Here is a 23,343-nt window from a genome sequence, read left to right as displayed (position 1 = left end):
ATTGTTGGCTCCCATTAAACAGTTCGTTAAAACAGTGACATTTGACAATGGCAAGGAGTTTACCCAGCATGAAAGCATTGCCAATGAGCTCGAATGTGAGACCTATTTCGCGAAGCCGTACCACTCCTGGGAGAGAGGTCAGAACGAGAATGCCAACGGCCTGCTACGCCAATATTTTCCCAAACAAATGGAACTGATCAAGGTCACGATGGAACAGGTTGTTCAGTCCGTAAACAATCTAAACAATAGGCCAAGAAAATGTCTCAATTTCAAAACACCCTATGAAGTTTTCAACAAACTGACAGGTATCGATGTCAGAAAAATCATGGGTTATGCACTTATCACTTGAATTCAGCAATTAGATTTTTTCAAGGTGCCCTTTAGTAACAAACATCCAGATCACTGCAGCCGGGAAGCAGACCCTGCCCCCCCCCTGTCTCTTTTCAACGCTCCCCCATGGCCTGCCTCAACATCATGGCCTGCCTAAAAAACCATCGGGTGCGTTGATTTCAGGGTAGCCTTCATTCTACCCCGGCCCTTAATCGCCCCACCGGGAGTCAGAAACAAAAAAGCCCTGAAAAGAGCAACTCTTTTCAGGGCTTTTACTGTATGGTGGAGAGGGTGAGAAACGACAAGTGAGTGCTAACTGCTTGAATTTACAACACTTAGGTCGTCGCTGTGCCGATCTTTATTGCCGTCAAAACTCCCGCCGACGTCCCGGTTTTCACCAGTTGACAACGCGTCGATAAACCCGTCATCGTCAGATGGTAGATAGTGGGCATAGACCCGCATGGTGATCTGTGGAGACGAGTGTTCGAGTAGCTTGGAAACAAAGGTGATCGGCTTCCCCCTCATCAGCAAAACTGATGCCGTGGTGTGCCGGATATCATGCAGCCGACGATGGCCTATCCCTATCTTCTGACAGGTTCTCGACCAAACCCGGCGTAGTGTGTTATCAGACAGGAACCGACCTGCAGAGTTGGTGAAAATATAGGTGCCGCGATTGCCCGTGCTCATGTCTTCTGCTTGGGCAACCCTCAAGACCAAACGCAAGACACATGATTTCAAACGAGCTGTTCAAATCGCGCAAGAGGCATGTGACCTGTGCCGCGACTTCGGGGCTGATGTGAGCAGCACCAGGGCCCGGGAAATCATCGGGAAAAGGACGGTCCAGACTGGGTAATCCTGGGATTTAAATAAACCAAAGAAAAGCCCAGGTTTCCCTGGGGCTTTATATGCTCCTTCCCCGCTGACAGAAACCTCCCGCCGACGTCCCGAAACAAAAACGCCCCGAAAAAACCTAGTCTTTTCGGGGCATTCTACTGTATGGCGGAGAGGGTGAGATTCGAACTCACGGTACTTGCGTACACACGCGTTCCAGGCGTGCACCTTAAGCCACTCGGTCACCTCTCCGTATCTTTGTCAGGGCCGGAGTCGCTGCCCTGTGTTCATTTCCTTCGGCAGCAGCTATTTAGCCCGAATCGGTTTTTTTTACAACAAAAAACTAACGCCTCTGTTTAAAAAAATCTTTCAGCAGTCGGCTGCACTCCTCCTGTCGCACCCCTGATGTCACGGAAAAAGAGTGATTAAGCAGTCCATCCGAGCCCAACTGATAGCGGGAGGTGATGGCCCCTGTTTTTGGATCGGCAGCACCGTAGACCACCCTTGCCACCCTCGCATGGATCATGGCAGCAGCGCACATGGCGCAGGGCTCCAGAGTGACATAGATGGTGGTCCCAGGCAAACGATAGTTGGCGACCTGCTCCGCGGCCGATCGCAGGGCACGGATCTCCGCATGGCCGGCGGGATCGTTGGCCCGGATACAGTTGTTCCCGCAGGCGGCCAGAATGGTACCACCTTCATCTACCAGCACCGCCCCTACAGGTACCTCATCAATGGCTGCCGACCCACGGGCACACTCCAGGGCAATCCCCATCAAACGATGATCATCTTCCCCACTATCTGGCCGTCCCCTTACGCTAAAGTCGGCCTGCGCCTGTTTCGACGTACATTCCATGGCCTGTTCCTTCTCCATTGTTCCAAGACGCGTTGCGCGCATTCCAGTTGATGTCAATCTCGGTATCGGCTTAAGTCAAGTTGAAAAAAATCCGCAGTAATACCAGGTTCCGAAAAAAACTCCTCCGGCCCCTCTGGCTGCGGAACCAGCGCACGGTGCGGCGGAGCGACCGGGGAAAAAATGCGCCCAGCTCCAAAACAGCCCTTTACATACCAGGCCGGCACACCTTATAGTTACAAAAAGGGTATTGCAAATACAAATTCGAAACAAATGCACCTGAGGGTATCTGAACTCATCAGGTCAAGAGAAGATGAGAAGTCAGCCATGAATGACCAAAAAGTTACTGTTCTTGCCTACGATGATTATGCAGAGAGCAAAAACAAGATCATCGAAGCACTTGCGCCGACCTCAAACATCACCTTTCAACCTGACGCCTCCACCTTTCAAAAAAAAATTATAGCCCATCAGTACGATGTCATTTTTATCAACATAGGTCAGTCAAACGGCTCCACCTTCGAGATCCTCAAGAATACCCAGAGCCAGACCCCTTATACCCCTATCATCATTACCAGCACCGAAGAAAAGGCAGAGTTGGTAGTGGAGGCACTGCGTCATGGGGCCTACGACTTTATTGCCCCCCCCTTCTCGCCGACCAGGATTCGACTGGTCGTCGAAAAGGCCCTCAAGCAACGGGAACTGGAGAATGAAATCGCCTACCTGCGCCGCAGGCAGGATATCGTCTATAATTTTGACAGGATCATCGCCGTATCCCCCAACTTCCAGGCCATCCTGAAAAACCTGAAACGATTTGCCCTCACCGACTCCACCATCCTCCTTACCGGCAAGACCGGCACAGGCAAGAGCTTCTTATCCGGAACCATCCATTACAACTCTCCCCGGAAAAAACATCCCTTTATCAAGATAAACTGTGCCAACATGTCGGAATCCCTGCTGGAGAGCGAACTCTTTGGCCATGAAAAAGGGGCCTTTACCGGAGCAGACAAACAGCGGATCGGCCGCTTTGAGCAGGCCAATGGCGGGACGATCTTCTTGGATGAGATCGGCGAGATCCCCATGGAAATCCAGGCCAAACTCCTGCGGGCGATCGAAGACCGCTCCTTTGAACGCGTGGGCGGCAATAAGACCATCAGGGTCGATGTCCGCCTGATTGTCGCCACCAATAAGGACCTCCCCCAACAGGTGGCCGAGAAGAAATTCCGTGAAGACCTCTACTACCGGATCAATGTCCTGCCGGTGACCCTCCCCTCCTTGAGTGAGCGTCCCCTGTGCATTGTCCCGCTGGCTCATTCCCTGCTGCAAAAGAGTGCCGCCTCCATGGGGCGAACCATCAAAGGCTTCAGCCCAGAGGCCATCGAAACCCTCTGCTCCTACCACTGGCCCGGCAACATCCGTCAGCTGGCCAACACCATCGAACGAGCCATCATCCTGGAAGACAGCCAACTGGTCCAGCCTGCCTCCATCCAGCTCCCAGAGCAGATTATTGCCGAGCAACAGCCCCAGGCCCAGACTCAAACCCTGCTTCAACCAGGTGAGTCACTCCAGGTGCATGAACAAGAACTCATCATCCGCGCCCTGGAAGACAACCTCTGGGTCCAGAAAAATGCCGCCCACCAGCTGGGCATCAGTCCCAGGGCCCTGAATTATAAGATCAAAAAATTCGGGATCACCCACCCGAACTGGCGGCGGAACAAGGAGAGTCAAGATCAGTGAAGATGGCCGCCGGTACTGGACATGGTCAGGTTGCCGTCCTTGACCCCGCGCAGGGCCATCAGACCTGTGGCCAGTTCCTGAACCACCGAAGCCTTGCCGTGGACGATGGTAACCTCCAGACAGTTGTGATGATCCATGTGAACATGGGTGGTTGAGGTGATCAGGTGATGGTAGCGGTGCTGCAGCTCGGTGATCTTCTCCTGGAGTTGTGGCTTATGATGGTTGAAGACCAGGGTCACCACCCCCACCACCTCACTGTCTTTTTCCCACTCTTCATTGACCTGGGCCTTACGGATGAGGTCCCGGATCGCCTCTGAGCGATTGGAATAGCCCCTGGCCGCGATATAGGTGTCAAAGCGGGCCAGCAGCTCCTCTTCCAGGGATACGGAAAATCGTTTCAACATAACTCGTTCTTGGCTCTCTTAGATAACAGGCTCTTCAAGAAAGCCGGTAGTGGTAAAGGCAGAGGCAGCAGCCCTTTTCAGGTCGCCTTTTCCAGTTTTTTCAGCTTATCCAGGATCTGCTGGGCCTGATCACGAAGCTCCTCAGGGACCTTTTGATCCTTGGCTGCCTTACGCAGATACTGCTTGGCGACCTTTGTCTTCCCCGTATAGAGGTTAAACAGGCCCAGATAGTACCTGCTGACCTCCTGGCTGCCGAGGGCTGCGGCAACCCTCCCCTGCTCATAGTAGACCTGGGCATACTCGGGCAGCTCCTTGGCCACCTTTTTAAAGCGCTGCTCTGCCGCCGACAACTCACCGAGACGATACTCTACCAGGCCCAGTTGATAGACGCCATAAAGGTCTTCCGGATCACGCCTGACCACCCGCTCCAGGATCTCCCTGGCCTCGGCCAGGCGCTGATTGTCGGCCAGGATGACGGCCTGGTCGATATCAAGGATACCCTCCCCTGGATAGGCGGCCTTGACCTTGTGGAGATGGGCCATGGCCTGCTCCAGGTTGAGTTCCTCACTCTCCACCAGGGCCATGCCGAAGTGGGCCAGCAGTTGACGGGTCTTGTCCTGACCCGCATCCATGGCATTGACGCAGTAGACCCTGAAGTCCTCGTGATCCATGGAGCGTTGGAGTACCCGGAACTGAAACCTGAAAAAGGCAAAGTTATCCGTAGGCTGGTAGTAGCTGCCCTGCTGTTTGTCGTCCAAGGCAACCATGGACTGGACATAATCCAGCCTGGCCTCGGGGTTGGGATGGGTGAGCAGGTACTGGGGCAGCTTTCCTGAACGGTAGCGGGTAATCCGCCGCATGGTACTGAGCATCCCCTCCATGGCCTCGGGATTACGGTGCATTTCCTGCATCCACTGGAAGGAGAGCCGATCTGCCTGTTCCTCATCGTTTCGGCTGTAGTGCAGCTGGAGGGCCTGACCAGCGGCCAGGGAGCCGGCAAAAATACCCTGGGAAAGTGCCGGTATTCCAAGGGCCAGGCTGGCCAGGGCCAAGGCCATGGTGGTGGCGCTGATCTTGCCTCCCTTGTCCAATCGCTGGGCAATATGGCGGCTGACCACATGGCCGATCTCATGGGCCAGGACACTGAGGAGTTGGTCCTCGTTCTTCATGGTCTCGATCAAGCCGGTATAGAAGAAGACCAGGCCTGCCGGCGCGGCAAAGGCGTTGAACTGCGGACTGAGCACCACATAGAAGTGGTAATCAAAGAACTGGGGCCCGGCCGCAGTCAGCACCTGCTGCCCCAGTTCATTAATATAGTGATGGATATCCGGATCATCGAGCACCGGAAATTCACCTCGAACCGAATAGAGCAAGCGCTCCCCGATGAGCCGTTCCTCGCCGATACTCAGGGCCGAGGCCTGGATCGGCAGCAGGCACACAGCCAGGATGGCGAACCAGCAGCAGAAATGCTGCAGAGATTTTCCAAGATTCATACGTTCTCCTTGGGGCGGATCCTCGACAGTACGGTGGTCCCTGCCCTAAACACGGCGTCGCCGATAGCGCCGCTCCAACCAGCCCACGGCCATGGAACAGGGAAAGGTAAGCAACAGATACATGGCAGCGATGGTTATCCAGACCTCGATGGTGAGATAGGTCGAAGCCATCAACTGGGTTCCCTGGTAGGTCAGTTCCTGGATGGAGATCACCGAAACGATCGCCGAATCCTTGATCAGAGAGATCAACTGCCCTGCCAGGGGCGGCAGGACCCGGCGAAAGGCCTGGGGAAGAATCACATGGATCAGGGCCTGATGTCGTCGCAGCCCTAGGGCATGGGCGGCCTCCCACTGATGCCTGGAGACGGATTCGATCCCGGAACGAAAGATCTCGGCCACATAGGCGGATTCAAAGATCGCCAGGGTGAGCAGGGCGGAACAAAAAGGCACCAGGGAGGATGGTTGGCCAAAACACCAGCCAACCATCCCTGTCAGCCACTCCGGTCCCTCGGCCACCAGAGTCTCCAGCCCCAGCCTGGGCAGGATCTGATCGGCCAGAAAAAAGTAACAGATAAAGATCAGGACCAGGGGCGGCAGGTTGCGCATCAACTCGATATAGCAACGCGACACCAACTGGAGAAAGAGGCTGGAACTGGTGCGGGCAAGAACCATGAACAAACCCAGGACCATTGCCAGCAGGCTGCTCCACAGACTCAGCCGCAGGGTGGTGATGAGCCCGTCTACCAGGTAGTTGGCCACCCACCTGCCCTGTTCTTGGTCATAACGAAAGAGGTACTGGGGGATAACCGACCAGTTCCAGTTGTACTCCAGTTGTACCGTAATCCTGAAAGTAATATACCCTGCAGCCGACAACAGCAGGGCAAGCAGGGTATAGTCGAGCAGAGAAAATTTAAGAGGGCGCTGGTGCATTACAGTGGTCTACAAGCTCGCTACTGGAGCTCTTTCTTCCACTCTGTGGTCTCAAACCAGTAGTGGTAACGCTGCTCTACCCATCCTTTGGAGCGAACCACCTCGATCCAGTTGTTAAAGAAGTTCAGGGTATCCACATCGCCCTTGCGTACGGCAAAGGACATTGGTTCCTTCATCAGTTGATCGCTGTAGGCATGGAGCAGTTGCGGGGATTCGGCAGCCATGTGAGCCGGCAGCGGCTGACCGCCTACCATGGCATGGACCCGACCGTTCCTGACCTCCTGAACAGCGGCAGGTTCATCGTCAAACAACCGTAGGCGCGCCTTGGGAAAGTTGGCCTTGGCAGCCACTGCTGCGGTGGAACCCAGGCGGGCGGCGATGGTCACCTTGGGGTCGTTGAAGTCAGCCAGGGTAAAGCCCTTGCTCATTTTGGTGTTGGCCAGCAGCCCCTGGCTGGTATAGTAGTAGGGGTTGGTGAAGTTGATCTTGATGTTTCGCTTGGGAGTCACGGTCATGCCGCCGATGATCACATCAAACTTGCCGGCAACCAGGGCCGGAATAATCCCAGACCATTTAGTGGGGACAAACTCCACCTCAACCCCCATATCGGCGGCCAGTTGGCGGGCCACGTCGATCTCCAGACCGATCAGCCGGCCGGTCTTATCCTTCATGGCATAGGGCACAAAGATATCCATGCCCACCTTGATGGTTCCCCGCTTTACGATCTGCTCGATGGTACTCTCGGCGACCAGTTGATCGTGCAGCTGGCCTGCCTGGGCAGCCGGAGAGACCAGGGTCAGAGCACAGACTAGAAAGAATGCGGAAACAAACCATGACACCGTTTTCATAACTCATCCTCCTTAAAGATAGTGAGTAGCTAGGGCTTATTCTGGCTAAAGAAGAGGCACCACCAGGGCGGGTGGTGCTCAGCTTTGAGCTCTTTTCATAGGATCTGACGAAGAAAATCACGGGTTCGCTTACGGGCAGGGGCGGTGAAGAAGGTCGCGGTCGCTGCCTCTTCCACAATCCGGCCCTGCTCCATGAAGACTACCCGATCACTGACCTCTCTGGCAAACCCCATTTCATGGGTCACGACCACCATGGTCATCCCCTCTCCGGCCAGGCTCCGCATCACGTCCAGGACCTCGCCGATCATTTCCGGATCCAGGGCGCTGGTTGCCTCGTCAAAGAGCATGACCTTGGGCATCAGGGCCAGGGCCCGGGCAATGGCAACCCGCTGCTGCTGCCCCCCGGAGAGTGCATCGGGATAGACCCGGGCCTTTTCACTGACCCCCACCTTATCCAGGAGGGCCAGGGAAAACTCGGTGGCCTCGCTCCGGCTCCGCCTGCGGACCAGTTGCTGGGCCAGGTTGACATTTTCCAGGACCGTCATGTGGGGGAAGAGGTTAAAGGCCTGGAAGACCATGCCCACCTCCCGCCGGATCTCCAGACGATGTTCCTCCCGATCATCCAAGGGGATGCCATCCACGGTGATGGAACCGCTGTCGATCTCTTCCAGGCCATTGAGGCAACGAAGAAAGGTAGATTTTCCCGATCCCGAAGGACCGACCACCACCACCACCTCACCCCGTTTGACCCGAACCGTGAAATCATCCAGGGCCTTGAGATTCCCTGGATAGGTTTTCTCCAATCTTTCGGCGGAGATGATATAGTCGTCGCCTCCCATAACTGGTTGTTCCATAGGACTCCGCTGATTACGAACGTTGGGGATAGTATCTTTCCACCAGGGCGACCAGGCCGGAAAGCAGGAGGGTCACACTCAGGTAGATGGCAGCCACCGTGAACCAGATCTCAAAGGTCATGAAGGTCTCGGCAATAATCGCCCGCCCCTCCATGGTCAGATCGTAGACCGCGATGGTGCTGACCAGGGCGGAATCCTTGACCAGGGAAATGGCCTGACTGGTCAGGGGGGGCAGGATACGACGAATGGCCTGGGGCAGGATTACCTTGCGATAGGTATCGAATCGAGTGAGCCCCAGGCTGAAGGCCGCCTCCCACTGCCCCTTGGCCAGAGAGGTGATCCCGGCCCTGAAGATCTCCGAGGCATAGGCACCCTCAAACATACTCAGGGCCACCACAGCGGTGGCAAAGCGACCGATATCGAGAATAGGGGCCATCACAAAGTAGAGGAAAAAGATCTGCACCAGAAGCGGCGTGTTGCGGATGGTTTCCAGATAACCCCAGGCCAGTATCCGGCCCACCGGGGAGGAGGACATCCGTAACAGGGCTGTGGCCAGGCCGATGCATCCGGCCAGGATCAGACTGACGGCGGTGATCTCCAGAGTCACCATGAGCCCCTGGAGCAGGGGGCCTGCTATGAAGCGACCATCTTCCAGGGAATAGAGATACTGGGGTACCTGCTGCCAGTGCCAGCGGTAGCTGATATTGGCACCGCCCCGACCAATCAGCCAGAATCCTAAGGCCAGCAGCGCGGCAAAGCCAAGCAGGTCTCGATAGACCGTCTTAAAGAGAGGTGCAGGTTTCATAGCTGGCAGGCACAACGCTCCCCCCTGCGTTCAGGGAAAAAGACGGTGGGCTATAATCTATAATATAAGGTAGCAGTCGACGAAGATGCAGAGCGTGTCGGCTTGGTTGAGAGAATAAGGGTAGGCCTCCAAGACGGCCCCTGGTCGGTGAAAACGCGGTGCGTATCGAGATCAACGGTCCCCACACTACAGGTGCCAGTACCCTCTTCAATCACGATCTCTTTGTGCATCCTGGAGGGCCTTGTTGACACGACAGGGTCCAATGTAACATTTTTAACTTCGTTTTCAAGGTCTTGAAAAAAAATAAGGCCCATGCTCCTCCATCTTCCTGTTGCCCTATGGCTGGTGCTGGAGTAAATTACCCTTTTAATCTCTGTGAATTCTTATCAAGTGCTCCATGCCCCCTTTGCTGTCCCTTGACAACTTCTCCCTCTGCTTTACTGCGGCCCAGGCTGAACAGGAAGAGACCCCTGTGCTCGACCGAATCAGTTTTACCCTGGACCAGGGACAGACCCACGCCCTGGTCGGGGAATCCGGCTCCGGAAAGTCGGTGACCGCTCTCTCCATCCTCCGCCTGCTGGAAGAAATCAGCACCGTCCGGACCAGCGGCAGGATCGTCTTTGCCGGCGCCGAGATAGGTACCCTGGACAGAGAGCGGATGCGACGGTTGCGGGGCAACCAGATCGCCATGATCTTCCAGGAGCCCATGAGCTCACTCAATCCGGTCTACACCATTGGCCACCAGCTCCTGGAGCCCCTGCTCACTCACCAGCAACTCAGCAGGGAAGACGCCTACCAGAGAGCCCTGGAACTCCTGGACCGTACCGGCATCACCAATCCGGAATATCGCTTCCAGAGCTATCCCCACCAGCTCTCCGGTGGCCAGCGTCAGCGGGTGATGATCGCCATGGCCCTGGCCTGTACCCCCAAACTGCTCATCGCCGACGAACCGACCACGGCCCTGGATATTACCATCCAAGAGCAGATCCTGGACCTGATCCAGGACCTTCAGGAGGAGTACCAGATGGCCGTGCTCCTGATTACCCATGACCTGCCCATGGTCAAAAAACGGGCAGAGACGGTCTCCATCATGCATCAGGGGCGAATCATCGAGCAGGGCAGCTGTGCCGAGATCTTTGCCAACCCCCAAGAGCCCTACACCATCCGCCTCTTAGAGTCGATTCCCTCTTCTACCCGCCGCCCCCCAAGGAGTAGCACTCCCCTGATCAGCCTGCGTGAGATCAGCTGCAGCTTTACCATGCACTCCCGCTGGAGCGGCTTTTTCCGGCGAACCAGCAGCAAGGTCAAGGCCGTGGACAAGGTCAGCCTGGAGGTCCCCAGCCGGCAAACCCTGGGCATTGTCGGCGAATCAGGGTCCGGAAAGTCCTCCCTGGCCATGTGTTTGCTGGGCCTCTACCCCTACAGCGGCGAGGTCATCTATCACAGCCCGGAGGCAACGGTCAGCCTCTCATCCCTTTCTCCCCGGCGGATGCGCCCCTACCGCCGAGAGCTCCAGGTGGTTTTCCAGGATCCTTACTCATCGCTCTCCCCGAGAATGACCATAGGCCAGATCATCGGTGAAGGCTTGCAGGTGCACGCCATCGGCAGAGATAAGAAGGAGCGCCTGGCCATGGTGGAACAGGCCCTGCTGGACGTAGAACTGGATCCCGGGATGGCCTTTCGCTTTCCCCATGAATTTTCCGGAGGCCAGCGCCAGCGCATCGCCATAGCCCGGGCCTTGATTCTCCGCCCCAAATTGCTTATCCTGGATGAACCCACCAGTGCCCTGGACGCCACCATCCAGCAACAGATCCTCAAGCTGCTCACCGGTCTTCAGGAACGCTACGGGATGACCTATATCTTCATCTCCCATGACCTGCGCACGGTACGGGCCATTGCCGACCGGATCGCGGTGTTCAGGCAGGGAAAGATCGTTGAAACCGGTCCTGCGGCCGAAATCTTTGCCCGGCCGAGCCACAGCTACAGCCAAGCACTCTTTAAAGCGGCCTTTCATTAACCTCATCTGATAAGGAGAAGCGATGATCTACAAAGCTGTCTTTCACCTGGATATAAACGACGAACAATCCTTCAATATCGGCCTCACCAATATCTCCAACCTCTTACGGGCGATCCCGGGCAAACCCTACGATCTCATGATCCTCTGCAACGGGCCGGCGGTCCACCTGGTGATGGAGGAGAACTGTCTTTCCCAGGCAGAGTTGATCAAGGAACTGCTCCAGGCAGAGGTAAAGATCCAGGTCTGCGGCAACGCCCTGGAACGATACAAGATTACCAAGGAGTCCCTGGTGAGCGGCTGCGAAATCGTGCCCCTGGGCATCGCCACCCTGATCCAGGTCCAGAACCAAGGTTATGCCTACGTCAAACCCTAAGCCCTCTGCGCCACCGGAGAGAGCCGCCCCTCTTTCCGGTGATTTTCTGACAACGGTGAGCACCGGACCAGGGGTCTACCTCATGAGCGGCGACAGGGAGGTAATCTATGTAGGCAAGGCCCTCAACCTCCGCAAACGCCTCTCCCAGTATGCCCACTATACGGGGCCGGTCCACACCAAGACAGCGGTGATGCTCTCCCACGTTTCCCGGGTGGAGACCATCCTGACCACCACCGAAAAAGAGGCCCTGATCCTTGAAGCCTCGCTGATCAAGAAGCACCGCCCCCGCTACAACGTCATCCTCAGGGATGATAAGAACTATCCCCTGATCATGGTCACCACCGCCGACCCCTGGCCCAGGATCGTGGTGACCCGCAGGCGCCTGAAGGACGGCAACCGCTACTTCGGCCCCTATGCCTCTTCCACGGCCATGCGTGCCACCCTGAAGCTGCTCTACACCCTCTTTCCTCTCAGACGCTGCAAGAAGATGCAGACCCGTGAGCGTCCCTGCCTCAACTACCAGATGGGGCGCTGTCTGGCACCCTGTGCCGGCAAGGCCGACCCCGGCGCCTATCGGGAGATGGTGGCCGAGGTGCTCCAGATCCTCGAAGGCAAGGCCCGGGAGGTATCTGCGCTCCTGCTGGAAAAGATGCAGCGCGCCTCCGAGCGGCTGGAGTTTGAAAAGGCAGCCCTCTTTCGCGACCAACACCGCGCCCTCCAGCGAACCATCGAACATCAGGCCGTGGTGGCTGAGCATCACATCGATCAGGACGTCTATGGGTTGTTCCGCCAGGATGCCGCCGTGGGCATAGCCATCCTCTTTGTCCGGGCAGGGGTCATCACCGGGGTGCAGACCTTCTTTATCCCCGACCCCCTGGGTAACGACAGCGCTCTTCTCACCGAGGCCATCCTCCAGTATTACACCGCCCAGCGGGTGCCGCCCCGGGAGCTCCTCCTGCCCCTGGGCATCGATGACCAGGAAATAGTCCACGAGCACCTGGTGGAGCTGCGCGGCGGCCCGCTCTCCCTGCTGACTCCACAGCGGGGCAAGCGGATGCAGCTGATGGAGATGGCGGCCGGCAATGCCGAAAAACTCTTCTCCGAACAGGCCCGCAGGGAGAAGAGCTGGAACACCCTGGCCACCAGCCTGGGCCATACTCTTAAACTCTGTAACCCGCCGGAACGCATTGAATGCCTGGACATCTCCAACCTCCTGGGCAAGCAGGCGGTGGGTTCCCTGGTCTGCTTTATCCATGGAGAGAAATCGCCGAAAAACTTTCGCCACTACCGTATTCGCTCAAAAGACACCCCTGACGATTACGCCATGATGGCAGAGGTGCTCAGCCGGCGTTTCGCCCCCTCCAAGGGACAGCGCCCCCATCCGGACATGCTGCTCTTGGATGGGGGCAAGGGTCAGCTGAACAAGGCCTGTGAGCTGCTGGGGGGACTGGGACTGCTGGAGAGCATCGATCTGGTGGCCATTGCCAAGGAAAAACAGGAAGAGGGGGAGAAGTTGTTTCGACCGGGCCGCAAGAATCCCATCCTCCTGCCGGCCAACGCCCCTGCCCTACTCTACCTGATGCGGATCCGTGACGAGTCCCACCGTTTCGGCATCACCTTTCATCGCCGCCTCCGTAATCAGGAGACCCTCCAGTCAGGACTGGATCATTTGCACGGGGTGGGAAAAAAACGGAAAAAGGATCTGCTCCGTCATTTCGGCAGCTACAAGCGTATCCTGGCTGCTGAAGCAAGAGAGATTGAAGCCCTGCCCGGCTTTGGCCGGGAACTCGCCAACTCCATCTATAACCAACTCCATGAAAAGAACGCTGAGTCCTGAAAAAAAGCTGATCTCCCAACCCAAGGCCGGCTGTATCTGCAAAGATATCAAACTCTACACCCTGATCCAGGCAGTCGATGCTGGAGCGAGCAGCGTGGAGGCAGTGGTCCGTCAAACCGGGATCGGCGATGATTCCCGCCAGGGGAGACCTTGCCGGGCCAAGGTGGAGCAACTCCTGAGCCCCTGTGAGGCCCCATGAGCATCCCCCGGTTGGATATCCTCCTCTACAGTCATGATGGCCGCGGCCTGGGCCACGCCAGCAGGACCATAGCCATCGGCATGGCCCTGCGCCGGCTCTACCCACGACTCAGGGTACTCTTTGTCTCCGGCACCCCCATGAGCAGGGAACTGCGGGGGGCTGCCCCCCTGGACTGGCTCAAGCTTCCTGCCTATGAGACCAGGGTCGTTGAAGGCAGATCCCGGGGCATGGACGGGATGTCCAACTATACGGATCAGCAGCTGGGCCTCCTCCGGGCAGCCAGCCTGCGCCAGATAATGGAACTCTATCGCCCCCGGGTGGTGCTGGCGGATCACTCTCCCTGCGGCAAGCACCGGGAACTGCTGCCTGCCCTGGAAAGCTGCTCCCCGGGGGCCACCAGCTGGGTGCTCGGGGTACGGGGGGTGGTGGGCAAGGTCCGCCAGGTCGGCTCAGCTGCGGCAGCAGAGGTCTTTCGCCGCCACTTCAAGGCCCTGCTCTGGTACGGCGACTCCACCATCCTGGGCAGCGCCGACTGCAGCCGGCTGGCTGACACCTATGGGACAACGCCCCTGGAGACCGGCTATGTCTCCCGGATGGCGGAACTGGCAGCCGTGGAACCCTTTGCAGAGAGCGGGCCGCAACCACTGGCCACCATCTCTATTCCCTGGTTCGGGGAGAACTCCACCAGCATGCTCAGCTGCCTCTACCAGGCCTTGCAGGCTCCGGAGTTGGTGAATCGGAGATGGAACATCTTTCTACCAGCAGAAAAAGGGATCGCAAAAACAGCCAGATTCGTCAACAAGCTCAAGTCAATTCCAGGCTGCCGGCTCTTCTCCTTTGGCCCCCGCTACCATGGCTCGCTGTTGGCCTCCCGGGCGGCCCTGATCTATGGCGGCTACAACTCACTCACCGATGTGCTCTACGCCCGGGTGCCCACCATTGTCCTGGAGCGGGCCATGGAGGACGATGAGCAGCAGCAACACCTGGCCCTGCTCACCGCCGGCAGCCATGGCCTGCTCCGCTCTGTTGCCGAACAGGACCTTGAGCCGGAGCATCTCCGCAGGCTCCTGGCAACCCTGTTCAGGCAGCCTCGCCCCCCAGCCGGTCGGCTTAACCTGGAGGGTGCGGCCATGGCCGCCGCTCAGCTGGCCGCTCTGGTCTGAAGGCTGGCCTGATAGCCAGGATCAGCTGCCCAGCCGCTCCCGGAGCCAGGCTGCGATATGCCCTACCTGTTGAGGGCAGACACTGTGCTCCATGGGATAGGAACGGTAGTTGACCCGGTAGCCCAGACGGGTAAGTTCTTCTCCGGCCTTGAGCCCCAGGGCCTCGGGGACCACCGGATCCTGGCTGCCATGCTGGATTTCGATGGGGATCTCCTGATTGGCCTGGTCACGCTGAATGGTGGCACTGGTGGCAAAGTAGGTGGACATGGCCAGGAGGCCGCCCAGGGCATGGGGATAGCTCAGGGCAAGCTGGTAGGCCACGGCGCCGCCCTGGGAAAAACCGGCCAGGATGATCCGCTCACTGGCGATACCCCGCTCCTCTTCCCGTTCAATCAGGCCCTGAACCTTGTCGGCAGAGGCGAGCAACTGGACCGTATCCACCTGGCGGTCGATATCCATCTGGAGGATATCAAACCAGGCCGGCATCACATAGCCGCCGTTCACCGTCACCGGGATCTGGGGGGCATGGGGAAAGATAAAGCGGATCTTCAACTCGGGCGGCAGCTGCAGCTCCGGAATGATAGGGGCAAAATCGTTGCCATCTGCTCCCAGTCCATGGAGCCAGATCACGGCGGCATCGGGATTGGGATGGGTTTCCAGTTCAATGGCAGGCAAAAGGGACATGAGCGGCAGGCTCCTTGATTAAAGGTCACCTTGAAAAATGAGATTTTTCAAGATCCCCTGGTTTATTGTTCAGACAGGTGTCGCAACTGATCGATACGCCATCCCATCTCCAGCCAATGTTCAGGATTTTCTCCGGGACTAAGCACCACGCGGCAAGCATCAACATTGCTCAGAACCCGACCACCGGGGTCGTCACTCCAGCGGAAAGACAAGCGCGCCGCGCTACCCTGCCCAAGGCTGCTCCAGCTTACCATTAATGATTGCAGCAGTTCAAGGTTGTTTGTCCACTCCGGCCCCGGCCATAGCTGAGCTGCACCGCTCACCCCTCTCGTTCAGGCCCCCCTGCCTGTCAAGCATGGCTGTAAAGGCGGCCGCCCCATTCCCTGCTGAGAAAAAACATGCCTTCAGGAGCAGCCACATCGACACAATTGATTTGTCTTTACACTATTTTTTTAATATAAAATTAGTGTCACTTACAACATCTATCCTCAAAGCCAAAACAGCCCCTGACGACATGCTAGAACCTTGCGAAAACAAATACGCCAACTCCCCGACAATATATAAAAAATATTTCTCTGCCCTCCTGGAGATCAACCAGGTGCTCACCTCTGATCACTACCTGGACGACATCTTAAAGTTGATCGTCATGGTCACTGCCCGGGTCACAGGGGTGGAAATCTGCTCCCTCTGGTTAATCGAGGAAGGCAAGAAGGAAAAGATCATCCGCCTCAAGGCTACCCAGGCCATTGATCAGGCCTATGTCCATGACCGGGTCCTGCGGATGGACGAGGGAGTGGTGGGCTACGTGGCCTCTACCCAGCGCCCGCTGCTGATCCGGGACGTTCTTCAGGAGCCCATGTTCAAGGAAAAAGAGATGGCCGCAGCCTTAGGTCTGGTCTCCATGGTAGGGGTGCCGATGAAGATCGGTACCGATGGCGTCATCGGCGTACTCAACTGTTTTACCGACAGGAAACACCTCTTTCCGGAGTCCGAAACCAACCTGGTCACCATGGTCGCCAACCAGGCAGCCCTGGCCATCCATAATACCAGGTTGGCCATTGAGGCCAGCGTCATTCGCGAAGAGCTGGAGACCAGGAAACTGGTCGACCGGGCCAAGGAGATCATCCACAGCCGCGGCAAGATGACCAATGATGAGGCCTACCGCTGGATCCAGAAGAAGAGTATGGACTCGCGACGCCCCATGGCCGAAATTGCCGAGGCGGTCATCCTCTCTGAGGAGCTGATGGCCTAGCTCAGGGCCACACTCCGGAGCTGATCACCGCCGCCCCCTCCGGGAAGGCCTGCCGCAAAATATCCCCTTCCCGGGAACCAGCCTGGCCCTGCTCTTTTTGCAACCCGGATCCCTATCTGCCTGAAGTAGCGTCAGCAGGCACCGCTCCCATCAAAAAAACCTTGACAAAGTTTCAATTTAGCTAATAATAGAAGCACTTTTTAAATGCAGCTAACATGACCCCGGCACAATGGCGTGCCACCTCCATGTGAGCTTAAACGACGATGGTGTCTCGATCCGGATAAGGGTATGGGAGACCATTGTTTTTTTTCAACCCTCCGACGCTCCGGATCCAGGCATCAGCCCAGATCAGTGATTTTTCAGGAGGATGAAAAAATGCGCTTTGCCAAATCAAACGATGTTCTTGGTACCGTTAACCGCGGAAACGCCGCAGAGTCAGGACTCTGCACCCTCTGCCGCGCCGACTGCAAAGGCAAGTGTGAGACCTGGCTCTCAGGCATGGTGGGCAGAAAGCTGCTCTATCCCAGAGATTTCGGTACGGTCACCGCCGGTGCGAACAACACCACCCATGTAGGCGTCTCCTACAACTCCCTGCGTATCCAGGGACATGCCTATGGCTCCTGCGGCCTGGGCAACCTCTCCAGCAATCCCGATGACTGTATCTTCCCCAATGTCGACCTGAGCACCGAGTTCGGCAACAAGGTCAAGACCAAGTGCCGTATTCCCCTGATGACCGGGGCCCTGGGCTCCACCTTTATCGCCGCCAAATACTGGGATTCCTTTGCCATCGGCTGCTCCCTGGTTGGTGTACCTGTGGTGGTCGGCGAGAACGTGGTCGGGGTCGACAAGCAGTCGGAGATGTCCAAGGGCAGAATCACCAAGGCCCCGGAGCTCGACCGCAGGATCGCCACCTACCAGCGCTACTACAACGGCTACGGAGCCATCATTGTCCAGCTCAATGTCGAAGATACCCGTAACGGGGTGGCAGAGTATGTGGCTGAAAAATACGGCAACAGCTGTATCATCGAGCTGAAGTGGGGCCAGGGCGCCAAGGATATCGGCGGCGAGATCCAGGTCACCAGCCTGGATTATGCCCTGTTCCTGAAGAAGCGTGGCTATGTGGTGGACCCCAACCCTGAACTGCCTGAGGTCCAGGAAGCCTACAACTCCGGCGCCATCCGCGCCTTTGCCCGTCACTCCCGCCTGGGCGCCACCAACCTCTCCACGGTCTTTGATGTCCAGGAAGACTTCATGAAGAGTGTCGACTACCTGCGCAGCCTGGGATTTGAGCGCATCTCCCTGAAGACCGGTTCCTATGGCATGGAAGAGCTGGCCATGGCCATCAAGTTTGCCACCGACGCGGGCCTGGACCTGCTCACCATCGACGGATCCGGCGGCGGCACCGGGATGAGCCCCTGGAACATGATGCAGAGCTGGGGCATTCCCTCGGTCAACCTCCACGCCAAAGCCTACGAGTATGCCTCCCTCCTTGCAGCCCGTGGCAGGAAGGTGGTCGACCTCTCCTTTGCCGGCGGCTTCTCCTTTGAAGACTCCATCTTCAAGGGTCTGGCCATGGGCGCACCCTACACCAAGTTGATCTGTATGGGACGGGGCATCATGGTACCCGGATTTCTGGGTTCCAACATCGAGGGCGTGCTCCGACCGGAGCGGAGGGAGGCGGTCAACGGTAACTGGGACAAGCTGCCCAGTACGGTCACCAAGATCGGCTCCACAGCTGAAGAGATCTTTGCCTGCTACTATGATGTGGAGAAGATGGTGGGCAAGGAGGAGATGGCCAACATCCCCTATGGCGCCATCGCCTTCTGGACCATGGCCGACAAACTGAGCTGCGGCCTCCAGCAGTTGCTGGCAGGGGCCCGTAAGTTCAATCTCAACGAGATTACCCGCGACGACATCATCTCCGGTAACCGGGAAACAGCCATGGAAACCGGCATCCCCTACATGACCGAGGTCAACAACGAATCTGCCAAAAAGATCCTCTGCGCAGGTTAACAGACCGGAAGCGCTATACCCCCTGCAGCCGTCAGCGTGCGGCTGCAGGGTCAACCGTTGACGATGATCCAGAGCAACTGCACGTTTGCCGTGGAAGGGTTTTTCCAGCCTGTCGCCATGTGCTCGCTCAGGTTGATCAGGGTTCCTGCAGCCACCTCCTTCTCCAGGCCATTGACCTCCAGAGCCAGCTTTCCGTTGAGGAGGAAGCCGAACTCATCACCCTTGTGGCGGAGAAAGTGGGACTTGAGGGCACCACCCGGGGCAAACTCCACCATAAAGGCCTGGAACCCTGCCTCCCCACTCCAGGGCAGATACTCTCTGATGGTGATCTCACTGCTGCCCATGCCGGGGAAGTTGACCTCCCTGGTTGCATCCGGCGGAAAGAGGATCCGCTCATCCAGGTCACGGTCCGTGGCAAAGAGGGTGGCCATCTCCACCCCCAGCAGCTCGGCAATCTTGAGCAGGGCCGGGATTGAGGGGTAGATCTGGCCGCTCTCCACCTGGGAGATGGTGCTGGGGGTCACCCCCACCTGTTTGGCCAGGGCAGTCTGGGCAAGCCCCCGCCTGAGTCGCTGGGTCTTGATCCGCCCCCCCAGGTCACGCTTGCCGCCGAACTGGCGGCTCTGGTTGCCGAACACCGCCTGACCCTGGTCGAGCCAGTAAGCATGGGCCGTGTTCAACCCCTGGGGCTCACGCCCCTCTGCCTTGGTGATGGTTAAGAAGGTATGTCCCCGTTTGACGCTCAGCTCCAGCACCACCTGGGCGATCTGACTGATCCCGGAACGTAGCCTGCGGCTGTGGGCATTGTGTTCCAGCACCCAGTAGGCGATGGTGTTGAGCTCATAGAGCCTGGGGCAGGTGCGGGTGTAAAATCGAAGCACCTGCTCTTCCCCCCCCCAGAGATCCTGCATCCCGGTGAGGGACTCAAAGAGGTAATTCACCGTGCCGCCGCACATGGAGTAGACCGTTCCCAGGGTGTCAGCCAGGGATTCGGCCTGTTCCGGCTTTTTCACCGGGATGATCCGGGCGTGTTCCGGATCCCGCGCCTGCTCATAAAACTTCAAAAACAGCTCGCTGCCGCCGCCCTTGCCATGGGTAAAACAATCCAGGATGGTCAACAGCGGGTTATCGGCCAGACTCCCAAGGGTGGTGAGCAGATTTTTAGGAGAACGGTCAAAGCTGACATAGACCACGTGGGCCTTCTCTGCAAAGGAGGCCTGGAGGAAGTTGAAAAAAAAGTCCAGGGCCAGACTGCCCACCTCATCGTGCCAGACCACGTTGTCGCCGGTCCGCAGCCCCCCCAGGAGGCTATCCAGCTCTCTGTTACCACTACTCTGCTGACTGCTCATCTCAAACCCTCCTGACGGCCTTCACTGCGGGCAGTGGTCTTGCCGCTCCAATCTGAATCTCCGGAACACGGCTCCGGCCCACGGACCACGGACGGCTTCCCGCCCCTGGCCGACGAATCTCCCAGGCGGAAGCGGGGTGCCTGCAGCCGGGTCGCCAACTCAGCCCTGTCAACGGGCCTCCGCTCACCAATCTTTCTGGCCGGATTGCCGGCCCAGATCTCCCAGGGACCAGGGTTTTTGGTCAACACCGATCCCGCCCCCACGACCACTCCCTCCGGGATAACGGTGACCTGGTAGAGGACCATGGCACCGTCATGGATCCAGACATCAGCACCGATCCGTTTATCCTGCCAGAGCACCCCGTGTTCCTCCTCCACCAGGAGCAGGGGATCCCGGCCCAGATGGAGATGGTCATGGGTATAAATCCTGGCTCGGGCCCCGATATTGGCCCAGGGCCCGATCTCGATGGAACCGGTACAGTCCAGCAGGGCAAAGCGACTGATCATCACGTTGGTCTCTCGTCCGGGGGTGGTGAAAACCTCGGGCACGAACAGCAACGCACCGGCCTGGAGATGCCGGTGGGGACGCCGCACCGCCATGGCCAGGGCCCGGTCCAGTTGGAGCCGGCTGAGGGTGGTCATAGGTTGAGCCATGGGAAAAAACCGCTGTTAGAGCTTAAGGGACCGTTCGACAATCTCCCGGAGATCGCCGGACAGGGAGGCCTCCTGCTGCAGCCCCCGCAGCTGTGCTTCCATCAGCTGCTGCCGCCCCTGATCATAGCGCCGCCACTGGGTCAGGGGAGTGGCCAGCCTGGAGGCGATCTGGGGATTCATGGCATCCAACCTGCGCACCATCTCGCCCAAAAAGGCGTAGCCCCGACCATCACCACCATGGAACTGGGCATGATTCATGCTGCAGAAGGCCCCGATCAGTGAGCGGACCTTGTTGGGATTCTTGAGGCTGAAGACCGGATGGTCGAGCAGCTCCCGGACCCGCTCCAGGGTTCCGGGCAGGGTGCAGCAGGCCTGGATCATCAGCCACTTATCCATGACCAGAGGATCATGCTGCCACTGGTCATGAAAATCTGCCAGCAGCTCGGCACCGGCAGCCTGATCGCTGTTCACCACCCCCTGGAGGGCCGCGATTCGATCGGTCATGTTATCGGCCTGCCGGTACTGGCTGATCCCCAGCTCCAGGTGCTCAGAGCCGCTCTCCGCCCCTGGGTCGACACTCAGCAGGTAGCCCAGGCAACTGTTCCTCAGCGACCTGCGGCCGGTCTCCTCGGGCGAGTAGCGGTAGCCGCCCTTGCCGGCCAGACTCAGGTAGCGTTCTTCCAGGGGTGCGGCCAGCTGGCGGGCGATCAGGGAGCGCAAGCCTTGCCTGACCGTGAAAACGGCCACCGGATCGATCTGTTCCAGTTGCTGGCCGATCCAGTGCTCGGAGGGCAGATTCATGGCCATGGCGAGCAGGGCCGGATCACCGCTGCTGTCTTCCAGCAGGGCACGAATGCCCTGGCTCAGGATGGGGTTGAGCTGAATGGTCTCTCCCAGCAGGTAACGCTCAAGCTGGGCCAGGATACAGCCAAGACCCAGCTCCTGACCGGCATCCCAACGATTAAAGGGGTCAGGATCGGCAGCCATCAACAGGGCCTGCTCCTCGGGGCTGCGCTCCAGCTTGACCCGTACCGGTGCGGAAAAGCCGCGTAGAAAAGAAACCACCGGCTCCTCCTCCAGACCGCTGAAGAGGAACTCCTGTTCCTGCTCCTTCAGTTGCAGCACCACCGTGCCGTTCTCATCCGCGACCTCGCCGCTCTCCGGCCGCGGGCTGAGCACCCGGCCGCCGGGCTCCAGCAGCCCTACCTTCAGGGGCATTATAAAGGGTTCCTTGTCCCCGGCTTCAGGGGTAGGCGGACAGGACTGGCTGACCCGGAGGGTGTAGCGCCCCTGATCCGGCTCATAGCAGGGAACCACCTCAAGGACAGGGGTCCCGGCCTGACTGTACCAGCGTTTGAACTGGTGGAAGTCAACCTCATTGGCATCGGCCATGGCCTGGACAAAATCATCGCAGGTTACGGCCTGACCGTCGTGACGCTCAAAGTAGAGGTCCATCCCCCGACGAAACCCCTCCCTGCCCAGGAGGGTATGCAGCATCCGGATCACCTCTGCACCCTTATTATAGACGGTCAGGGTATAAAAGTTGTTGATCTCCACAAAGGAGGCAGGTCGAACCGGATGGGCCATGGGCCCGCCATCCTCACGAAACTGGAGAGAGCGGATGATGTTGGCATCCTGGATCCGCTTTACTGCCCTGGAGCTCATGTCCGCACTGAACTCCTGGTCCCTGAATACGGTCAACCCCTCCTTGAGGCTGAGCTGAAACCAGTCCCGACAGGTGATCCGGTTGCCGGTCCAGTTGTGGAAATACTCGTGGGCAATGACCCCCTCGATACCGTCGAAGTCGGCATCGGTGGCGGTTTCCGGGGTGGCCAGCACATACTTGGAGTTAAAGACGTTGAGCCCCTTATTTTCCATGGCCCCCATGTTAAAGTCATCCACTGCCACGATCATGTAGGTGTCCAGGTCATACTCCCGCCCAAAGACCTCCTCATCCCAGGCCATGGCCTTCTTCAGGGAGGCCATGGCATGGTCACACTTCTCCTGGTTGCGGGGCTCCACATAGATTCGCAGCTCGATCTTCCTGCCCGAGATGGTGGTGAAGCTATCCTCCAGACAGACCAGATCGCCGGCTACCAGGGCAAAGAGGTAGGAGGGCTTCTTAAAGGGGTCGTGCCAGGTGGCAAAATGACGGCCGTCTGCAAGCTCGCCGGAGTCCACCAGGTTACCGTTGGAGAGCAGCACCGGACAACGGCCGGGGTCAGCGATCACGGTGGTGGTAAAGACGGCCATCACATCGGGCCGGTCCGGAAAACAGGTGATCCTGCGGAAGCCCTCGGCCTCACACTGGGTGCAGTAGTTGCCGGAAGAGAGATAGAGTCCCTCCAGGGCGGTGTTGGCGGCCGGATCGATCAGGGTTTCCACCTCCAGGGTAAAGGCCCCTGCTGGCACCCCGGGGATCGTCAAGAGGCCGTCTCCAAAGGTATATGCCGCTGACTCCAGAACTTCCCCATCCAGGGTCACTGCCATGAGTTCAAGTTCCTCACCGTTGAGCTCCAGGGGCAAGCCCTGGCTGTTGTTGGCATTACAGTTGAGCCGGGAATGGACCCGGGTCTGATGTTCTTCCAGCTCAAACCGCAGCTCCACGCTCTCGATCAGATAGGGGGGAGATGTGTAATCCTTTAAAAATATTTCTTTTTTGGTCACAGTCATAGCAGTATCCTCTAAGGTAAAGAGAGGGTGTCCCCAGGGGTGCACTCA

The 23,343-nt window shown here is 58.0% G+C and carries 21 protein-coding genes and 1 tRNA gene; 9 read left to right on the top strand and 13 right to left on the bottom strand.

Annotated features, from left to right (window positions below; all coding sequences use genetic code 11):
• The coding region (locus tag G494_RS23320; RefSeq protein ID WP_035246405.1) for an IS30 family transposase at positions 1-349 on the top strand (349 nt) is incomplete at its 5' end.
• A 293-nt stretch (positions 350-642) separates the two neighbouring features.
• On the opposite strand, the gene G494_RS0112730 is transcribed toward G494_RS23320, so the two are convergent.
• From G494_RS0112730 to tadA, 3 genes are all read right to left on the bottom strand, one after another.
• Positions 643-1,041: a tyrosine-type recombinase/integrase gene (locus tag G494_RS0112730; RefSeq protein ID WP_408608381.1), complete on the bottom strand. Its 399-nt coding sequence runs from the start codon at positions 1,039-1,041 to the stop codon at positions 643-645.
• A gap of 286 nt (positions 1,042-1,327) precedes the next feature.
• Positions 1,328-1,413, bottom strand: a tRNA-Ser gene (locus G494_RS0112725).
• Between the two features lie 91 nt (positions 1,414-1,504).
• On the bottom strand, positions 1,505-2,017 hold the full coding sequence (tadA, locus tag G494_RS0112720) for a tRNA adenosine(34) deaminase TadA (protein WP_084456786.1): 513 nt from the start codon (positions 2,015-2,017) through the stop codon (positions 1,505-1,507).
• A gap of 324 nt (positions 2,018-2,341) precedes the next feature.
• On the opposite strand from tadA, the gene G494_RS0112715 reads away from it, so the two are divergent.
• Positions 2,342-3,748 (top strand): sigma-54-dependent transcriptional regulator, encoded by a 1,407-nt coding sequence (locus G494_RS0112715; protein ID WP_028584851.1) that lies wholly within the window; start codon positions 2,342-2,344, stop codon positions 3,746-3,748.
• On the opposite strand, the gene nikR is transcribed toward G494_RS0112715, so the two are convergent.
• The 6 genes from nikR to G494_RS0112685 form a co-directional block, all read right to left on the bottom strand.
• Entirely contained in the window at positions 3,742-4,152 is a 411-nt protein-coding gene (gene nikR, locus G494_RS0112710; RefSeq protein WP_028584850.1) for a nickel-responsive transcriptional regulator NikR, read from the bottom strand. The two genes, G494_RS0112715 and nikR, sit on opposite strands and share 7 nt — an antisense overlap.
• Before the next feature lie 77 nt (positions 4,153-4,229).
• Positions 4,230-5,645, bottom strand: coding sequence for a beta-barrel assembly-enhancing protease (locus G494_RS0112705; RefSeq protein ID WP_051305670.1), 1,416 nt, complete (start codon positions 5,643-5,645; stop codon positions 4,230-4,232).
• 45 nt (positions 5,646-5,690) lie between these two features.
• Positions 5,691-6,575 (bottom strand): amino acid ABC transporter permease, encoded by an 885-nt coding sequence (locus G494_RS0112700; protein WP_028584848.1) that lies wholly within the window; start codon positions 6,573-6,575, stop codon positions 5,691-5,693.
• Positions 6,576-6,595: 20 nt separating this feature from the next.
• Positions 6,596-7,423 carry a transporter substrate-binding domain-containing protein gene (locus G494_RS0112695; RefSeq protein WP_028584847.1) on the bottom strand — a complete coding sequence of 276 codons (828 nt, stop codon included), beginning with the start codon at positions 7,421-7,423 and terminating at the stop codon, positions 6,596-6,598.
• Between the two features lie 95 nt (positions 7,424-7,518).
• Positions 7,519-8,262, bottom strand: a complete 744-nt coding sequence (locus tag G494_RS0112690) for an amino acid ABC transporter ATP-binding protein (RefSeq protein WP_051305669.1) — start codon at positions 8,260-8,262, stop codon at positions 7,519-7,521.
• 28 nt (positions 8,263-8,290) lie between these two features.
• Positions 8,291-9,082 (bottom strand): amino acid ABC transporter permease, encoded by a 792-nt coding sequence (locus G494_RS0112685; protein ID WP_051305668.1) that lies wholly within the window; start codon positions 9,080-9,082, stop codon positions 8,291-8,293.
• 397 nt (positions 9,083-9,479) lie between these two features.
• Between G494_RS0112685 and G494_RS0112680 the strand changes: the two genes are divergently transcribed.
• Genes G494_RS0112680 through G494_RS0112660 form a run of 5 tightly spaced genes read left to right on the top strand, consistent with a single transcriptional unit; the run spans position 9,480 to position 14,671 of the window.
• On the top strand, positions 9,480-11,099 hold the full coding sequence (locus tag G494_RS0112680; protein WP_035246403.1) for an ABC transporter ATP-binding protein: 1,620 nt from the start codon (positions 9,480-9,482) through the stop codon (positions 11,097-11,099).
• A gap of 22 nt (positions 11,100-11,121) precedes the next feature.
• Complete coding sequence (locus G494_RS0112675) at positions 11,122-11,472, top strand: DsrE family protein (protein WP_028584843.1); 351 nt, start codon at positions 11,122-11,124, stop codon at positions 11,470-11,472.
• Complete coding sequence (gene uvrC, locus G494_RS0112670) at positions 11,453-13,309, top strand: excinuclease ABC subunit UvrC (protein ID WP_084456781.1); 1,857 nt, start codon at positions 11,453-11,455, stop codon at positions 13,307-13,309. The genes G494_RS0112675 and uvrC overlap by 20 nt, the downstream gene beginning before the upstream one ends.
• Complete coding sequence (locus G494_RS0112665; RefSeq protein ID WP_051305666.1) at positions 13,287-13,508, top strand: (2Fe-2S)-binding protein; 222 nt, start codon at positions 13,287-13,289, stop codon at positions 13,506-13,508. The genes uvrC and G494_RS0112665 overlap by 23 nt, the downstream gene beginning before the upstream one ends.
• Complete coding sequence (locus G494_RS0112660) at positions 13,505-14,671, top strand: hypothetical protein (RefSeq protein WP_028584840.1); 1,167 nt, start codon at positions 13,505-13,507, stop codon at positions 14,669-14,671. Before G494_RS0112665 ends, G494_RS0112660 begins: the two co-directional genes overlap by 4 nt.
• 21 nt (positions 14,672-14,692) lie before the next feature.
• On the opposite strand, the gene G494_RS0112655 is transcribed toward G494_RS0112660, so the two are convergent.
• Positions 14,693-15,355, bottom strand: a complete 663-nt coding sequence (locus tag G494_RS0112655) for an alpha/beta hydrolase (protein WP_028584839.1) — start codon at positions 15,353-15,355, stop codon at positions 14,693-14,695.
• A 598-nt stretch (positions 15,356-15,953) separates the two neighbouring features.
• Here G494_RS0112655 and G494_RS0112645 point away from each other — a divergent pair.
• Complete coding sequence (locus G494_RS0112645) at positions 15,954-16,607, top strand: GAF and ANTAR domain-containing protein (RefSeq protein WP_232362549.1); 654 nt, start codon at positions 15,954-15,956, stop codon at positions 16,605-16,607.
• A 375-nt stretch (positions 16,608-16,982) separates the two neighbouring features.
• The gene (locus G494_RS0112640; protein ID WP_028584837.1) at positions 16,983-18,620 is read left to right on the top strand and encodes a glutamate synthase-related protein; all 1,638 of its coding nucleotides are present in this window, start codon (positions 16,983-16,985) and stop codon (positions 18,618-18,620) included.
• 50 nt (positions 18,621-18,670) lie between these two features.
• Here the strand turns inward: G494_RS0112640 and G494_RS0112635 are convergent, their stop codons facing one another.
• From G494_RS0112635 to pepN, 3 genes are read right to left on the bottom strand one after another with little or no spacing between them, the layout of a single operon-like run.
• The gene (locus G494_RS0112635; RefSeq protein ID WP_028584836.1) at positions 18,671-19,969 is read right to left on the bottom strand and encodes a helix-turn-helix transcriptional regulator; all 1,299 of its coding nucleotides are present in this window, start codon (positions 19,967-19,969) and stop codon (positions 18,671-18,673) included.
• The gene (locus tag G494_RS25535; RefSeq protein ID WP_153305870.1) at positions 19,966-20,622 is read right to left on the bottom strand and encodes an acyltransferase; all 657 of its coding nucleotides are present in this window, start codon (positions 20,620-20,622) and stop codon (positions 19,966-19,968) included. The genes G494_RS0112635 and G494_RS25535 overlap by 4 nt, the downstream gene beginning before the upstream one ends.
• 15 nt (positions 20,623-20,637) lie before the next feature.
• Positions 20,638-23,295: an aminopeptidase N gene (gene pepN / locus G494_RS0112625; RefSeq protein WP_028584835.1), complete on the bottom strand. Its 2,658-nt coding sequence runs from the start codon at positions 23,293-23,295 to the stop codon at positions 20,638-20,640.
• Between the last annotated feature and the right edge of the window lie 48 nt (positions 23,296-23,343).

The organism is Desulfogranum mediterraneum DSM 13871 (assembly GCF_000429965.1).
In the GTDB taxonomy this organism is placed as follows: Bacteria; Desulfobacterota; Desulfobulbia; order Desulfobulbales; family Desulfobulbaceae; genus Desulfogranum; species Desulfogranum mediterraneum.
The sequence above is the reverse complement of the archived record's forward strand: the minus strand, read 5'-3'. Positions and strand labels throughout refer to the sequence as shown.

What these genes read in the sequence shown, in the direction of transcription:
- tadA (WP_084456786.1), bottom strand. Translation starts at nt 2,017, where the DNA reads ATGGAATGTACGTCGAAACAGGCGCAGGCCGACTTTAGCGTAAGGGGA.
- G494_RS0112715 (WP_028584851.1), top strand. Translation starts at nt 2,342, where the DNA reads ATGAATGACCAAAAAGTTACTGTTCTTGCCTACGATGATTATGCAGAG.
- nikR (WP_028584850.1), bottom strand. Translation starts at nt 4,152, where the DNA reads ATGTTGAAACGATTTTCCGTATCCCTGGAAGAGGAGCTGCTGGCCCGC.
- G494_RS0112705 (WP_051305670.1), bottom strand. Translation starts at nt 5,645, where the DNA reads ATGAATCTTGGAAAATCTCTGCAGCATTTCTGCTGCTGGTTCGCCATC.
- G494_RS0112700 (WP_028584848.1), bottom strand. Translation starts at nt 6,575, where the DNA reads ATGCACCAGCGCCCTCTTAAATTTTCTCTGCTCGACTATACCCTGCTT.
- G494_RS0112695 (WP_028584847.1), bottom strand. Translation starts at nt 7,423, where the DNA reads ATGAAAACGGTGTCATGGTTTGTTTCCGCATTCTTTCTAGTCTGTGCT.
- G494_RS0112690 (WP_051305669.1), bottom strand. Translation starts at nt 8,262, where the DNA reads ATGGGAGGCGACGACTATATCATCTCCGCCGAAAGATTGGAGAAAACC.
- G494_RS0112685 (WP_051305668.1), bottom strand. Translation starts at nt 9,082, where the DNA reads ATGAAACCTGCACCTCTCTTTAAGACGGTCTATCGAGACCTGCTTGGC.
- G494_RS0112680 (WP_035246403.1), top strand. Translation starts at nt 9,480, where the DNA reads ATGCCCCCTTTGCTGTCCCTTGACAACTTCTCCCTCTGCTTTACTGCG.
- G494_RS0112675 (WP_028584843.1), top strand. Translation starts at nt 11,122, where the DNA reads ATGATCTACAAAGCTGTCTTTCACCTGGATATAAACGACGAACAATCC.
- uvrC (WP_084456781.1), top strand. Translation starts at nt 11,453, where the DNA reads ATGCCTACGTCAAACCCTAAGCCCTCTGCGCCACCGGAGAGAGCCGCC.
- G494_RS0112665 (WP_051305666.1), top strand. Translation starts at nt 13,287, where the DNA reads ATGAAAAGAACGCTGAGTCCTGAAAAAAAGCTGATCTCCCAACCCAAG.
- G494_RS0112660 (WP_028584840.1), top strand. Translation starts at nt 13,505, where the DNA reads ATGAGCATCCCCCGGTTGGATATCCTCCTCTACAGTCATGATGGCCGC.
- G494_RS0112655 (WP_028584839.1), bottom strand. Translation starts at nt 15,355, where the DNA reads ATGTCCCTTTTGCCTGCCATTGAACTGGAAACCCATCCCAATCCCGAT.
- G494_RS0112640 (WP_028584837.1), top strand. Translation starts at nt 16,983, where the DNA reads ATGCGCTTTGCCAAATCAAACGATGTTCTTGGTACCGTTAACCGCGGA.
- G494_RS0112635 (WP_028584836.1), bottom strand. Translation starts at nt 19,969, where the DNA reads ATGAGCAGTCAGCAGAGTAGTGGTAACAGAGAGCTGGATAGCCTCCTG.
- G494_RS25535 (WP_153305870.1), bottom strand. Translation starts at nt 20,622, where the DNA reads ATGGCTCAACCTATGACCACCCTCAGCCGGCTCCAACTGGACCGGGCC.
- pepN (WP_028584835.1), bottom strand. Translation starts at nt 23,295, where the DNA reads ATGACTGTGACCAAAAAAGAAATATTTTTAAAGGATTACACATCTCCC.